The organism is Planctomycetota bacterium (genome assembly GCA_016125255.1).
In the GTDB taxonomy this organism is placed as follows: Bacteria; Planctomycetota; Phycisphaerae; order Phycisphaerales; family Zrk34; genus RI-421.
Genome location: WGMD01000012.1, coordinates 136094 through 151940 on the forward strand (window position 1 = coordinate 136094; position 15847 = coordinate 151940).

Genomic DNA, 15847 nt, shown 5'->3' on the forward strand with positions numbered 1-15847 from the left:
GTTGCGGCTATGATATGACCTCCGCCAGAGGGTCCGACGGGCCCTGCAAAATCCCCGAACGCTTTGGAGAGTCGCATGTTTCAACGGACCCCGGTTGTGCGCCGTGTGATGCTGTCGCTGGGCCTCGTCGTCTTGTTCGCCTCCGCCTCGTTCGCCCAATTGAAGTTCCAGAAGGGCGATCACATCTCGATCATCGGCAACACGCTTGCCGATCGGATGCAGCACGACGGCTACATGGAGGCGGCGATCCAGTCGCGGATGCCGGAACTGGAATTGTCGTTCCGCAACCTCGGCTATCCCGCCGACGAACTGACGGTCCGCCCGCGTTCGGACAACTTCGGTTCGCCCGACGAATGGCTCACCCGCACGCAGGCGGACATCGTGTTCGCCTTCTTCGGGTTCAACGAATCTTTCGCCGGCGAAGCGGGCCTGCCCGGGTTCCGCAAGAACCTGGAGAACTTCATCGATCACACACTCAGCCAGAAGTACAACGGCAAGAGCGCCCCGCGCCTCGTGCTTTTTTCCCCGATCGCCTGCGAAGATATGCACGATCGCCTGCTGCCCGACGGCAAGGAGAACAACGCCCGCATCGCGCTGTACGCGCAGGCGATGGCGGAAGTGGCGAAGGCGAAGAACGTCACGTTCGTCGATCTGTATGAACCCACGCTCAAGCTCTACGCCGCCGCGTCCAGCCCGCTGACGATCAACGGCATCCACCTCAACCCGCACGGCAACGAACTGCTTGCCGACGTCATCGTCGCGCAGCTTCTGCCCGGGATGAAGTCCAAACTCAGCGATCCGCAGGCGGCGAAGCTGCGCGAGGCGGTCGTCGACAAGGACTACTACTGGTTCAGCCGCTACCGCGTCATCGACGAGTACAACGTCTTCGGCGGGCGCTCCCGGCTTTCGTGGAACGGGCAGTCGAACGCCGACGTGATGTCGCGCGAGATGGAGATCTTCGATGTCATGACGGCCAATCGGGACAAGCGCGTCTGGGCCGTCGCCAACGGCAGCGACCTGACGGTCAATGATTCCAACGCGCCGCCCGAACTGGTCGTCAAATCCAACCGGCCGGGCCCGAATCCCGACGGTACGTATCCGTATCTGAGCGGCGAGGAGGCGATCAAGAAGATGAAGATCGCCAAGGGGCTCAAGGTCAATCTGTTCGCGTCCGAAGAGAAGTTCCCCGACCTGATCAACCCGGTGCAGATGGCGGTCGACACGAACAGCCGGCTGTGGGTGGCGACCTGGCCGTCGTATCCGCACTGGAACCCGACGCATCCGCGGGAAGACAAGCTGATTATCCTTGTTGATGACGATCACGACGGGAAAGCCGACCGCGAGATCGTCTTCGCCGATCACCTCAACAGCCCGACGGGCTTCGAGTTCTGGGGCGGCGGCGTGATCGTCGCGCAGGCGCCGGAGCTTTGGTTCCTCAAGGACACCGACGGCGACGACAAGGCCGACGTGCGCATTCGCCTCGTGCAGGGCATCAGCAGCGCCGACTCGCACCATACGTGCAACTCCTTCGTCATCGGACCCGACGGCGGCTTGTATTACTCGCACGGCGTATTCCATTTCGACAATCAGGAAACGCCGACCGGCCCGTTCCGTGCTCACGAAGACGGCGTGTTCCGCTTCGATCCGCGCACGTTCCAGACGACGCATCAGTTCCCGATCGGGCCCAATCCGCATGGCAACACGTTCGACCAATGGGGTCACGAGTTCGCCACCGATGGCACGACCGGCGTGGGCTACTACGTCGGGATCGGCAAGGGCACCGGCGCGCCGCATCAGTTCTACACCAAGCGCATGCGCCCCGTGCCCGGGTCCGCGTTCCTGTCCAGCAGCCAGTTCCCCGACGACATGCAGGGCAACTTCCTCGTCTGCAACGTCATCGGGTTTCAAGGCGTCATGCAGCACACCGTGACTTACAACGGCGCGGACATCACCGCCAAGGAGATCGAGCCGATCGTCGTCTCCGAAGATCCCAACTTCCGCCCCAGCGACATCGAAGTCGGCGGCGACGGCGGGCTGTACATTTCCGACTGGCACAATCCGCTCATCGGTCACATGCAGCACAACATCCGCGACCCCAACCGTGACCACACGCACGGGCGCATCTACCGCTTCATCGCCGACGGACGCCCGCTGCTGGAGCCGGCGCAGATGAAGGGCAAGCCCATCGCCGAGGTGCTCGGTCACTTCTTCGCCAAGGAAAACGGCACGCGATATCGCGCCCGGCTCGAATTGTCCGGCCGCGACGTGAAGGACATTGTGCCCGCCGTCAAGACGTTCACCGACAAGCTCGACGTCAAGAAAGCCGACGACGCGCAGGCGCTGCTCGAATCGCTCTGGGTGCTCGAAGAGCAGCGGGTCGTCGACGGCGATCTGCTCCGCAAGGTGTACGGGGCGACGAACCCGCTGGTCCGCGCGGCGGCGATCCGCACGCTCGGACATTGGGGCACGGCCGTGCCGGACGGCGCGGCGCTGCTGCTCGATGGCGCTCGTGACGAGTCGGCGGCGGTGCGGGCTGAAGCCGTCATCGCCGCCACGAGCTTCGACGGGCTCGACGGGGCCGAGGCGATCTTCGAAGTCGCCACGCGCCCGACCGATCCGCAGCTTGACTACAACCTTAACTGGGCCCGCGGCAAGATCAATGTCGATCAGGTCGTTCAGGACGCGCTCAAGTCCGGCAAGCCGCTCTCGAAGGCGGCCCAGACGTATGCCGTCCAGAAAGCCGGCGTCGCGACGCTGTTGACCATGAAGCGGACCGACGTCGTCAACGACGCTTTGCTCTCGCGTGAGGGCATTCCCGCGGCCAATCGGACCGAGGCGCTGGACGCGATGGCCCAGGCGCATCACACGACGCAGATGCAGGAACTCATCGGCGCGATCGGCCGGGCCGACGCCGCGTCGAGCCCGAGCTTGAGCGATCTGTTGGCGATGCTCGCCGCCGCCGATGCGGAGGCGATCAAGGCGAATGCCGAGGCGCTGACCGCGCTGGCCGACAAGGCGACCGCCCCGTCGACGCAGCGTACGGTCTACGCCGCATGGATGAACGCCGACGGCAACGCCGACCGCGCGTTCGCACAGGCATCCAAATCAACCGCGAATCTCAAGACGCTTCTGGAGGCGGCGGGCGAAGTGCACAATCCGCTGGCGCTCGAATCGCTCTACCCGCATGCGCGGGCGCTGATCTTCGCGCTGCCCGAAGGACTCAAGGCCGACCAGACCGCCGGGTCGGATCAGATGTCCGTCAAGTTCTACGCACCAGCCCGCCGCACCGCCGACGCCGCGGTATATGAAGCGTCCGCCGCGCAGGCGACGGGGAAGGTTCAGCAGTTCCAGATGGACCAGGCCCCGCTGGCGACGCACGATGACTTCGCCCTCGTGTTCGACGGGACGATCAACATCCCCCGCACGGGCAAGTACACGTTCTTCATCAACTCCGACGACGGCTCGCGTCTGTATCTCGATCACGCGGAGCTGATCAACAATGACGGTCTGCACGGCATGGTCGAAAAGAGCGCAACCGTCGAACTTGCCGCCGGGCCGCATCCGATCGGCGTCTGCTACTTCGACAACGGCGGGGGCGACGGGCTTGTCGTGTCATGGCAGGGACCGGGCATCAACAAGCAGGAGATTCCCGCGGCCGTGCTCTCGGGCGCCGGCGAGAACATTCACGATACCGCCCTGCGCGTCGTCGCCGGCATTCCGAACCACATGCCCGAGAAGGTCGCGGATTGCGCCAAGCTGATCGCCTCCGGCGAGCATGTCGAAGCGGCGCTGGCGGCGCTGGCCCGCGTGCATCCCACGCAGGTCAAGGCATCGCTCACCGCCGATCAGATGCAGGCCATCGCAGGCGTGCTCGTCAAGCAGGCGTCGCAGGCCTCGGCCGTCGTGCGCGATTCGGCGGACTACGGCACGCTGATCACGCTCGGCGAAACGCTCACCGCCGCGCAGCCCGCCGACGCGCCGCTGAAGAAGGAAGTCGCGGCCCTGCGTGCGAGCATTCCCATGAAGGTCGACGCCGCCCTGATGGAAAAGGGCAAGGAAATCTACTTCCGCGAAGCCCACTGCGGCACCTGCCATCAGCCCGACGGGCGCGGGCTTGTCGGCCAGTATCCGCCGCTCGACGGCAGTCCGTGGATCAACGGGTCGCCCGATCGACTTGCCCGCATCGCGCTGCACGGATTGTGGGGCAAAATCACGGTGGAGGGTAAGACGTTCCAGTCGCCGCCGCTGCCGCCGATGACGCCGTTCCGCGATCTATTGAAGGACGACGAGCTCGCAGCCGTGCTCACCTATGTCCGCAACAGTTGGTCCAACCGTGCCGGTCCGGTCGAGGTCAAGACCGTCACCGACGCCCGCGCGGCCACGAAGGACCGGTCCATGTTCTGGACCGCCGACGAGCTGCTCAAGGATTACCCGATGGAAAAAACCAAGTGATTGATCAAGGCGGTGGGACTTAAGTCCCGCCGCCTTTTTTATGCGCTTAACTCTGCTTCGCCTCAAGTTCCGCCCAGCGGTCGTAGAGTTTCGTGACCAGCGCCTGCGCTTCGCCCAGTTGCGTGTATGCATCGCGCATCTTCTGATGATCCGCCGCGACGGCCGGTTCGTTGACCTTCTTCTCAAGCTCCGCCGCAATCGCCTCCGCTTCGTGAATCTTCGACTCCATCTGCGCAAACTCGCGCTGCTCGTTGTACGAGAGCCGCTTGGACTTCGCCGGTGCGTCGGCTGACTTTTTCGGCGGGTGCGCCGGCGGGGGTTTCGTCGCGACGGGGGCGTTCACCGCCTTCTGAACGGCGGACCACTGAAGATATGACGCGAAGATGTGCGCGTCGCCTTCGCCGTCGAGGCCGACGATCTGCGTGGCGAGACGGTCGAGCATGTAGCGGTCGTGCGTGACGAGCACCACGGCGCCGGGGAACTCCTTGAGACTCTCCTCGAGCACCTCCAGCGAGGGGATGTCCAGATCGTTCGTCGGCTCGTCGAGGACGAGGATGTCGGCCGTCTGTCGCATGAGCGTGGCGATCATGATCCGCGCCTGCTCGCCGCCGGAGAGATTGTTCACCGGCACGTTGAGCTGATCGGAGCGGAACAGAAACCGCTGGGCCCAGCTCGCCACATGCACCGCCTTGCCGCGGTACCAGACCGTGTCGCCCTCGGGGCTCAGCGCGTCGCGCAGCGTGACGGAGCGGTCGAGTTCGGCGCGGCGCTGGGTGAAGGTGACGATGCTCAGATCATCCGCGCGCTTGATCGTACCGGTGTCGGGGGCGAGTTCGCCGGTGAGCACATTGATGAGCGTCGTCTTGCCTGACCCGTTGGGGCCGAGCAGGCCGAGACAGTCGCCGGGACCCAGATCCATGTCGAGCCCGCTGAAAAGGGCGCGATCACCGAGGGATTTACTGATATTTTTGGCGGCGAGCAATTTGCGGGTCTGCCGGCCGGTGGCGCTGAAGGCGATGCCCGCGGCCTTGGTCGGCGCATTGCGATCTTTCAGGTCGGCCAGCTCGGACATGCGCTGAGCCGATTCCTGTATGCGGCCCTTGGCCTTCGTGCGCCGGGCCTTGGCGCCCCGGCTCAGCCACGCGATGTCCTGCCGGACCTTGCTCGCCAGCGACTGCTCCTGCTGGGCCTGCGCGGCGAGGAAATCGGCTCGGCGCACGAGAAATTCGCTGTACGGACCGTCGACCTGGAAAGTCCCTTCCGGATAGATGCGGTTGAGTTCGACGATGCGCGTGATGGACTCTTCGAGGAAGTAGCGGTCGTGCGTCACGACGATGACGCCGAACGGCGCGGCGTCGAGCAGGTCTTCGAGCCAGAGAATGCCTTCCATGTCCAGATGATTCGTCGGCTCGTCGAGCATGAGCAGTTCCGGCTCACGCGCGATCTGCTGCGTGATCGCCAGTCGCTTGCGCCATCCGCCCGACAGTTCCTCGACCGGCTGGTCGAGCTTCGCGAACCCGACTTTGGCGAGCGCGACGGCGGCCTTCGTCTCGCGCTCGTGCTCATCGTGATGATCGACGTAGACGCCCGGCTCGGTCCACGACTCGGCCAGCGCGCGGGCGACGGCCATGAGCGGCGTGTCGCCGGGCTCGAAGATGTCGTTCTGGGCGACGTAGCTGGCGCGGAGATTCTTGCGGAGGGTCAGCGAGCCGGCGTCGGGCGTGTGCCGACCCGCGAGGATTTTCAGGAGCGTGGACTTGCCCGAACCGTTGGGCCCGATCAGGCCGAGGCGCGCATCGTCCTCGATCGACAGGGACACACCCTCAAAGAGCGGCCGCGGACCGAAGGAGTGCGAGAGTGATTGCGCGGTGAGCAGGACGGACATAGGCCCGAAGCATATCGCCGCCGCGCGGCGTGAGGCAAATGCCGCAGTCGATTCTCACGCGGGGCCATCGGTCATTTCTCGAAGCGAATCCAGTTGAGGTTCATCAGTCCGCCGCCGCCCTGGGGATGGGTGAAGACGACGAAGAGTTCAAATCGGCCGCCGGGGTCCTTGATGTCGGCATGCAGGTCGACGAACTTGTCCCATCCGCCGGTGGGGGTGACGTCGATGGCGGCGAGGGCTTCGCCGTCGATCGCGCCCTTGCGGAGCGTGATGGTGCCGCCGCGACCGGCGGAGGCGACGCGGCAGGTGATGTGATGAATCCCGGCGAGGGAGAGGTTGCGGTAGCTGGCGTGCGATCCGCTGTTGATCCCGCCGAGCATCTGCTGGCCGCTTCCGCCGTCGCCGGTGCCGAGGACCTGGAGGCCCGCGTGCGTGTCGAACGCCTCCGCTTCCATGGGGTTGGGCCGGAGTGTGACCTTCGCGCTGCCGGTCAGCGGTCCGACGGGGCCGAAGCCCTTGTCGGTATAGGTCGCGCTGAGCGTGTAGCCCTCGACGATGTTCTTGGGATGCGTGCCGATGTGGAATTCGCCTTCGAGCGGCGACGCGTCGGCGACGTCGCCGGCCTGGTTCGCCAGCGTCATGATCCATTCGACCATCTGCGTCGTCTCCGCCTGCGTGTGCTGGGGGTGCGGAAGCATGATGGCGTCCTTGCCCCACACGCCTCCGGACCCGCTGACGACGCGCATCGCCGCCATGTGCTGCGCCGCCGCATCATTCTGATACTTGCGCGCGACGTCCATGTACGCCGGGCCGATGATCTTGTGATCCACCGCGTGACAGTTGAAACAGTCGCTATGCTGCATCATCTTCAGCGCCGCCGGCACGTCCGCCTCGTCGGCGTTGCCGCTATTGGCGTGGCCCGCCAGCGCGATCGTCGCGCCTTGCGAGACGTTGTCTTCCTCGTCCTTGACGTCGACGCGGTAATGAATCGGCTTGTCGAACTCGAAGAAATCGCCGTCCTGTGGCTCAACAAACGCCACCGTCGGCCGGCTGTTGCCCGCCATGACCGGCACCGTCGCCAGCGACACGCCGCCGTTGGGATCCTTCACCACGAGCTGCACGTTGTACACGCCCGGCTTGTCGAACGTCATCGTGGCGTTCATGCCGTCAACCGTCTGGCCATTGTCGGTGCGGAGCCACTGATAGGTCAGCGGGTCGGCATCCGCGTCCGTCGTCCCCTCGGCCGAGAGTGTGACGGTCAGCGGCGTCTTGCCGATGTTGTTCGTCGCCTTCGCGCTGGCGATCGGCGTGCGATTGCCGCGGATGTAGTCGATGCGCTCGAGCTTCGAGTCCTTGTTCGGGCCCCATGTCTCGCCGTATTCGAGCATGTACAGCGCCCCCTCGGGTCCGAAGCACAGATCGACCGGCCGCTTGAACTTCGTCGTCGGCATGAACGGCTCGATCTCCTTGATGTTCGAGTCCGCATCGAGGTGCACCGCCATGATCCAGTGCCGCGACCAGTCGTAAATGAACAGGCAATTGTCGAAATGCTCGGGGAATTTCGTCTCGGATTTGAGATTCGGATCGTAGTGATACACTGGTCCGGCGCACGCCGTCCGCCCGCCGCTGCCGAGCACGGGGAAGTCCGACGATCCGCCGCCGGGATACCAGATGAACGCCGGCTGCGCGGGCGGAAGCTCGCGCTCGCCCGTGTTGTTGGGCGATTCGTTGATCGGATGAGCCGGGTCATACGTGATGCCTGCTTCGTGCTTCTCAAAGTCCCAATGCCGGTACGGTAGATTCGGACCCACAAAATACGGCCAGCCGAAGTTCCCGGCGTGACGCGCCTGGTTCACCTCGTCATAACCGCGCGGCCCGCGATCCTTGTTGTCCCCGCCCGCGTCCGGTCCGACTTCGCCCCAATATAGATAGCCCGTCTTCTGGTCCACATTGAGCCGCCACGGATTGCGGCAGCCCATCACGTAAATCTCCGGCTTGCCCTTCGAGCCGTCTTTGGGAAACAGATTGCCGTCGGGAATTTCATAGGTCCCGTCCGGCAGCGGACGGATGCGCATGATCTTGCCGCGCAGATCGTTCGTGTTCCCCGACGTGCCCTGCGCGTCCCAGGGTTCGCGCCCCTTGCGCTCGTCGATCGGCGCATAACCGGCCGAGTCGTTGAACGGATTGGTGTTGTCGCCCGCGCCGATGTACAGGCATCCGTCGGGGCCGAACTCCATCGAACCGGCGTGATGGCAGCACTGCTGGCGCTGTTCATGAAAAATCAGCAGGCGCTTTTCGCTGGTCATGTCCAGCGTGTCGCCGTTCATGGTGAATCGGCTGATGTACTGGCCGTCGTAGTCGGTCGGGCTGTAATGGATGTACACCCAGTGGTTGTCATCGAAGTGCGGGTCGAGCGCGAAGCCGAGCAGCCCGCACTCGATGCCGGTGAAGACCTTGAAGTCCGCCGCTTCGACGGAGGCGTGCGTGTCGGGCTTGTAAATTTTGAACTTGCCGCCGAGCTCCATGTAGAAGATGCGCCCGTCGGAGCCGACTTCCAGTTCCATCGGCTGCGGGATGCCGGTTTCGTAGACCGAGATGGAGAGCCGTGCTGGATTGAACGGTTCCTCCGCCTGGACCAAACGGGAACATGCCCACAACGACAGCACCGTTAGCGGCAGGGCGATCTTCATTTGCGATACCTTTGAAAAGGGGAGGTCGAAGGGGCGGGTGAAGCGGGAGGGAAAACGTATAAATAGTACATGCCTTCGTCGCGCAAGGCAATCGGCGGTTGCACAAATTGATGCGTCGAAGAGGCCGAATCGCGCCGATTCAGTCGGCGATGATCAGCCGATGCGTCGTCCAATGCAGGAACAGCGCCGTGACGTTTTCGGTGTGGTCCTCGGCCATGAGCCCGCGCTTCGGCGCGTACCAGTGCACATCTTCGACATGGACGCTCGCCAGGCCGAGTTTGGCGTCTTCTTCGGATTTGATTTTGCGCGTGCGGACGGAGCCGGAGGGCGTGATGACGGTTTGATCGGCGATGTGGGTGATGGTGCGTGTGGCGGTGCCGCGGTCGCGCTGCTGATCGGGGTGATCGAGGCCGACGATGGTCATCTTGCTGGTGAACTGCATCGACTTGCCCGGTTCCAGACCGGCGGGCAGGAGCGGCATCGGCGGATCGTAGATCGTCAATGCATTGTGCGGCTTGTCCTCGACGGCGCCGAGAACGATCGACCCATCGTCCGCCCGGCCAAGATGTTCGACGCGCTCACCGTCGGTGACGCGCCAGGGGAACGCCGCGTCCGTGGGATCCTCGGTCATGGACAAGACGACATGCGAACCGGTCGCGTCGCCTTCGACGATCAGATACGAGCGATCGGCGGTTTTGAGTGGAAGCAGGACGGCGATCTGGTCGATGACATTGGCAGCCACGGGCGACTCAAAATCGTGCCGCGGCGGGTCGGCGGGTTTCAACCGGGTCGGCTGCTGACAACTGCCGAGCGTCACGGCGATCGTGAGGCACATGCATGCGGGCATAGGCAAACGGGAAATGCGCATGAATGGGTGATAGCATTGTCGGCCTGACCTGTAAAGTTGCAAAGGATTTGCCACGATGGGTTATGAAGGCTGGGTGACGCTCGGGGTGATCGGGCTGGTGTTGTCGTTGCTCGTCTTCACGCGGCGCGCGCCGGACGCCATCATGATTGGCGGGCTGACGCTGCTGATGATCATTCCCGTGCCGACTGAATCGGGATGGAAGGTCGGCATCCTTACCATCAAGGACGCACTGGCGGGCTTCGGCAACGAAGGCATGCTGACCGTCGCCGCGCTGTTCATCGTCGCGGCGGGGCTGCGCGAGACGGGCGCGACCTACTGGCTCTCGCAGGGCGTGCTCGGACATCCCAAGACGATCAACGGCGCGATGAATCGGCTCATGTGGCCCACCGCCGCCATGAGCGCTTTCGTCAACAACACGCCGCTCGTCGCCATGCTCCTGCCGGTCGTCGGCGACTGGGGCCGGCGGCAGCGCATCAGCGTCAGCAAGTTGATGATCCCGCTGTCCTACGCTTCGATCCTCGGCGGCATCTGCACGCTCATCGGCACCAGCACGAACCTCGTCGTCAACGGCTGGCTCGTCAACGACGCGAAGATGCCCGGCATGGGGATGTTCGACATCGCATGGGTCGGCGTGCCATGCGCGGTGGCGGGGACGCTCATGGTGCTGCTCACGCATCGCTGGCTTTTGCCGGAGCGCAAGCCCGTGCTCAGCCCGCAGGACGATGCGCGCGAGTACACCGTCGAAATGATGGTCGAGCAGGGCGGCCCGCTGGTGGGCAGGACCATCGAAGACGCCGGCCTGCGCCATCTGCCGGGACTGTACCTGATGGAGATCGAGCGGTCGGGGCAGATCATGGCGGCGGTGTCGTCGAATGTGCAGCTCACGGCGGGAGACCGGCTGGTGTTCGTGGGCATCATCGATTCGGTCAAGGACCTTCAGAAGATTCGCGGACTCGGACCGGCGACGAGCCAGGTGTACAAGCTCGACGCCCCGCGCGTCAATCGCTGCCTCGTCGAGGCGGTCGTGTCCGACTCGTGCCCGATCGTCGGCATGTCGATCCGCGAAGGGGGATTCCGCAGCGTGTACAACGCGGCGGTGATCGCGGTGGCGCGCAACGGCGAGCGCATCAAGGGCCGCAAAATCGGTGACATTGTGCTGCGCGCCGGCGACACGCTGCTGCTTGAAGCGCGGGCGTCATTCGCCGAGCAGCACCGCGACAGCCGCGATTTTTACCTGGTGTCGAGCGTCGCCGACTCGGCCCCGCCGCGGCATGACCGGGCGTGGATCGCGCTGTTGATCATGGCGGGCATGGTGTTCATCGCGGCGATGGGATGGGTCGACATGATTCAGGCGGCGTTGATCGCCGGTCTGGCCATGATCGCCACACGCTGCTGCAACGCCTCCGGCGCCCGCCGCTCGATCGACTGGCAGTTACTCATCGTCATCGCCACCGCGCTGGGACTGGGCCGGGCCGTCGAGGTCAGCGGGGCGGCGAAGGTGATCGCGCATCACGTGATCGGCCTCGTCGGCGATAATCCGTACCTCGTCCTCGGGGCGATTTACCTGCTCACGATGGCCTTCACCGAAGTGATCACCAACAACGCCGCCGCCGTGCTCGTTCTGCCGATCGCTTTCGCCTCCGCGACCTCGCTGGGCGTCAACCCCATGCCCTTCGTCATCGCCATCATGATCGCCGCCAGCGCCAGCTTCGCCACGCCCATCGGTTATCAAACCAACCTCATGGTCTACGGCCCCGGCGGCTACCGGTTCACCGACTACGCCCGCATCGGCATCCCCATCAGCGCTCTGCTCTTCGTCATCGCGATGATCATCATCCCGATGGTCTGGCCGTTCAATTAAGCGGAATTCCCCGAGAAATTCAGATGCTCGCCGTGGCGGCGGCTTCGAGGTTCAGGTCGGCGAAACGGCCGGCGCGATGGTGCTCGTGACCGAGGCCGGCGATCATCGCGGCGTTGTCGATGCAGAAGGCCATGCGCGGCAGGCGCACCGGCAGCTTGTTCTTTTCGCCGAAGGCCAGCGACTCGGCGCGCAGGCGCGAATTGGCGCTGACGCCGCCGCCGATGACGATGCTGCGGATGTCGGGGTGCTGCGTGATGGCGCGCTCGAGCTTGCGGATGAGCACATCGACGGCGGCCCGCTGAAAGGACGCGGCGATGTCGGCTTTCTGCGTGTCGGTCAGATCGGCGGCGCTGCGCTCGAAGGTCGCGGCGCGGCCCCGGCCGACCGGATGGCCGCGCACTTTGTAAAGCACAGCGGTCTTCATCCCGCTGAAAGAAAAATCCAGACTTTCGCGATCCAGCAGCGAGCGGGGGAAGTCGATGGCGTTGGCGTCGCCGGTCCTGGCGAGTTTGTCGACGATCGGCCCGCCGGGGAAGCCCAGGTCCAGAATCGCTGCCACCTTGTCGTACGCCTCGCCGACCGCATCGTCGATCGTGCGTCCCAGCACCTCGATGTGCATCGCATCGCGCAGCAGGTACAAGCTCGTATGCCCGCCGCTGACGACGAGTCCGAGCGCCGGATATGCGATCGGATCGCTGTCGAGCGCCGCCGCATAGAGATGCGCTTCGACATGATCGACCGCCACGAGCGGTTTGCCCAATGACCACGCCAGCGCCTTGGCGGCACTGACGCCGACGAGCAGCGAGCCGATGAGCCCCGGGCGATTGCCCACGGCGACGGCGGTCAGGTCGTTGAGCGTGACGCCGGCCTTGTCGAGGGCTTCGTTGATGACGGGGAGGATGCGTTCGATGTGCGCCCGGCTGGCGATTTCGGGCACGACGCCGCCGAACTTGGCGTGCAGATCATGCTGCGAGGCGATGACGTTCGAGAGCACCGTGACGCCGTCGCGCACCACGGACGCGGCGGTTTCGTCACAACTGGATTCGATGCCGAGGATCAGCGAGGAGGCGTTCACGGAGCCGCGGGCGCCGGTTCGGGTTTGTCGACGGGTTTGGCCGCCGCGGCGTCGTCCTTCTTGTCCGCTTTGGCCGTCTTGTCAGCGGGTTTGCTGCTGTCGTTGGCCTCGATTTTCTGCTGCACTTCGACGAGCTTCTTGTTCACCGCGTCGAGGTTTTCCTGAAGCAGATCGCGCCGCTTTTCGAGATTCGCCTTTTCGCTGACGTGAGCGAGCAGGGTGGCGTTGGCGAGGCCGACCTTCTTGAATTCGCCGGTCGTGACCTTGGCGACCATGGTCTCCAGCGCGGCGGCGAGCTGCTTGTCGCTGCGCTTGTCGCGGAGCCAGTCGGGCGTGACTTTATCCGCCGACCCGTTGCCGTCCTTGATGACATCCGAGTCGCGTCGGAGCTCGGTCATCTTGCGGATTTCATCGAAGCTCATCGGCACGTAGTACCCGTCATTGGGATCGACGCCCCATGTATCGGCGCCTTCGCGGCGATGGATGTTTCGGCCGGACGGCAGGTAGTAGTACGCCATTGTCACCTTGATCGCGCCGTTGCCGCCTTCCAGCGCCATGACCTGCTGCACGGAGCCCTTGCCGAAGCTGCGGGTGCCGAGGATGATCGCGCGGTTGTTGTCCTTGAGGGCGCCGGAGAGAATCTCCGCCGCCGACGCGCTGAACTCATTGACCATCACCACGACCGGGAAGTCGCCTTCGTCCAGCGCCTTGGTGGCCGTCTGAATCCGCTCGGGGCTGTTGCGGCCTTTGGTGGAGACGATCGTGCCGCTGGAAAGGAACATGTCGGAGATTTCGACGGCCTGATTGAGCAGCCCGCCGGGGTTGAACCGCAGGTCGAGGATCAGCCCCTTGAGCCCTTCCTGCTTAAGCTGATCGATCGCCGCCTTGAGCGCGTCCGCCGAGGGATCGGAGAACTGAGTGAGGCGGATGTAGCCGATGTGATTGTCGGGATCGAGCATGAAGTTCCAGTGATGGTCCTTCGTGCGGGAGAAACCCTTGACAGTCTGAATCTCGATGCGGCGGCGGGTGATCTCGAACGTGACTTCCTCGCCGGAGAGGTGCCGGAGCTTAAGCTTGACGACCGTACCTTCGGGGCCGGTGATGCGTTTGACGGCTTCGTTGGAGTCGAGGCCTTCGGTGCTTTTGCCGTCGATTTCGAGAATCACATCGCCCGCCATGACGCCCGCCTCGAACGCGGGGGAGTCTTCGAGCGGGGAGACGATGGTCAGGTGGCCGTCTTCGGAACTGATCTCGGCGCCGATGCCGCTGAACGTGGCGCGGGTCTGCTTGTCAAATGCTTCGAGACTCTCGGGGTCGAAGTAGTCGGTGTAGGGATCATTGAGCGAGGCGACCATGCCGTTGATCGCGCCGGTGAGCATCTTCTTCTGGTCCGGCTCCTCGACGTAATTGCGGACGATCTCGCTGCGGACGTCGACGACCGTGTCGAAGAAGTCGTAGGCATTGCCGCGGAGGGCGAGGGTATCGGGGATGCGGCCGAGGAAGATGCCCAGCAGGACCGCGAGGATGACGAACTCGAAGCGGATTCTCGCCATGAACTTGGCTCCCAGTGTTGGGGGTTAAGACGCGATATTGTAGCCGCAAGTTCATGGAGCTGCCAAAGAAACGCACGGGGCGGGACGGACGCGTCGCGTGCGGGCTACGATATGGGCCATATGGCCGAGCGCAAGGACATCTCAGTACAGGCGGAAAAGGCGGTTCTGGCGGCGGTGCTCGATCCGGCTCCGTGGGCGGCGAAAGGACCGGGCTACGACCCGCTGGCGGAACTGCGGGCGCTGGCGGAAGCGGCGGGGGCTCTCGTCGTCGATGAGTTGATTCAGCACCGCGCGCATCCCGTCGCCGGGACGTTCATCGGGCGCGGCAAGGTGGATGAACTGGCGATGATGGTGCAGGCGCACGAAGCGCAGGTGGTCATCTTCGAGAACGACCTGTCGCCTTCGCAGATTCGCAACATCGAAGAGATCGTCAAGGTGAAGATCCTCGACCGCAGTGAACTGATTCTGGACATCTTCGCGAGTCGGGCGCGGACGCACGAAGCGAAGCTTCAGGTGGAGCTGGCACAGCTCGAGTACACGTATCCGCGGCTGGCGGGGATGTGGACGCACCTGGAGCGCATCGGCGCGGGGGCGGGCGTGGGCACGCGCGGGCCGGGCGAAACGCAGATCGAAACCGACCGGCGCATCGTGCAGAACCGCAAGGCGGAACTGCGCCGTGAGATCGAGCGGATTCAGAGCCGCAAGCGACGCGAGGTGGACAAGCGCAACACCGACTTTTTCACCGTCGGCCTCGTCGGGTACACCAACGCCGGCAAGAGCACGCTCTTTAATACACTCACCGGCGAAAGCGTCTTCGCCGAGAACCTGCTGTTCGCCACGCTCGACACGCGCACGCGCCGATGGGACCTGGGCGGCGGGGATTCGGTGATGCTCTCCGACACCGTCGGGTTCGTGAAGAATCTGCCGCACCATCTGGTCGCCAGCTTCCGCGCGACGCTCGAAGAGTCGATCCACTCGGACCTGCTGTTGATCGTGCTGGACGTGTCGGACCCGCAGGCGGAGGCGCATCTGGCGACGGTGGACACAGTGCTCAAGGAGATCGACGCCGTCGATCAGCCGCGCCTGCTTTTGCTCAATAAGATCGATCGGGTGGAGGACAACACGCACCTGTTGCTCATTCAGCAGGCGCATCCCAACGCGATCCCCATCAGCGCCGCCCGCGGCACCGGGCTCGACAAGCTGGTCGCGGCGGTGCGCGAGGCCCAGCGGGGCGGGATGGTCGACCTGACGCTCCGCGTGCCGATGCGCGAGGGCAAGGCCCTGCACATGATCGAAAACCGCGCCAAGGTCCACGACCGCCAGTACGACACGGATTACGTCCTGTTGAAACTGACGATCGGCCAGCGCCAGCTCGACCAGCTTCGCGCCACGGGGGCGCGCTTTGAAATCGTCGAATCCGCCTGATTTTTCCGTGGCGGGGCGGCGGATCGGGCGCTAGCATC

General features: G+C 64.4%; 8 protein-coding genes. 3 read left to right on the forward strand and 5 right to left on the reverse strand.

The genetic code is table 11. The features are described 5' to 3' along the window. The first annotated feature begins 75 nt into the window (after positions 1-75). A complete protein-coding gene (locus GC162_11555) occupies positions 76-4452 on the forward strand; it encodes a c-type cytochrome (GenBank protein MBI1369273.1) in 4377 nt (1458 codons plus the stop codon). Positions 4453-4498: 46 nt separating this feature from the next. Here the strand turns inward: GC162_11555 and GC162_11560 are convergent, their stop codons facing one another. The 3 genes from GC162_11560 to GC162_11570 all read right to left on the reverse strand — a co-directional run bounded on the left by GC162_11560 (position 4499) and on the right by GC162_11570 (position 9862). Next, positions 4499-6337: an ATP-binding cassette domain-containing protein gene (locus GC162_11560; GenBank protein ID MBI1369274.1), complete on the reverse strand. Its 1839-nt coding sequence runs from the start codon at positions 6335-6337 to the stop codon at positions 4499-4501. Positions 6338-6408: 71 nt separating this feature from the next. After that, on the reverse strand, positions 6409-9027 hold the full coding sequence (locus GC162_11565; protein MBI1369275.1) for a carbohydrate-binding protein: 2619 nt from the start codon (positions 9025-9027) through the stop codon (positions 6409-6411). Positions 9028-9166: 139 nt separating this feature from the next. Beyond that, positions 9167-9862, reverse strand: a complete 696-nt coding sequence (locus GC162_11570; protein MBI1369276.1) for a hypothetical protein — start codon at positions 9860-9862, stop codon at positions 9167-9169. A gap of 88 nt (positions 9863-9950) precedes the next feature. Between GC162_11570 and GC162_11575 the strand changes: the two genes are divergently transcribed. Further along, positions 9951-11756 (forward strand): SLC13 family permease, encoded by a 1806-nt coding sequence (locus tag GC162_11575; GenBank protein MBI1369277.1) that lies wholly within the window; start codon positions 9951-9953, stop codon positions 11754-11756. Positions 11757-11775: 19 nt separating this feature from the next. Here GC162_11575 and tsaD read toward each other — a convergent pair whose 3' ends face one another. Continuing rightward, positions 11776-12831, reverse strand: a complete 1056-nt coding sequence (gene tsaD, locus GC162_11580; GenBank protein MBI1369278.1) for a tRNA (adenosine(37)-N6)-threonylcarbamoyltransferase complex transferase subunit TsaD — start codon at positions 12829-12831, stop codon at positions 11776-11778. Further along, on the reverse strand, positions 12828-14384 hold the full coding sequence (locus GC162_11585) for a PDZ domain-containing protein (GenBank protein MBI1369279.1): 1557 nt from the start codon (positions 14382-14384) through the stop codon (positions 12828-12830). Before GC162_11585 ends, tsaD begins: the two co-directional genes overlap by 4 nt. A 120-nt stretch (positions 14385-14504) precedes the next feature. On the opposite strand from GC162_11585, the gene hflX reads away from it, so the two are divergent. Beyond that, on the forward strand, positions 14505-15809 hold the full coding sequence (hflX, locus tag GC162_11590; protein ID MBI1369280.1) for a GTPase HflX: 1305 nt from the start codon (positions 14505-14507) through the stop codon (positions 15807-15809). Positions 15810-15847 lie beyond the last annotated feature (38 nt).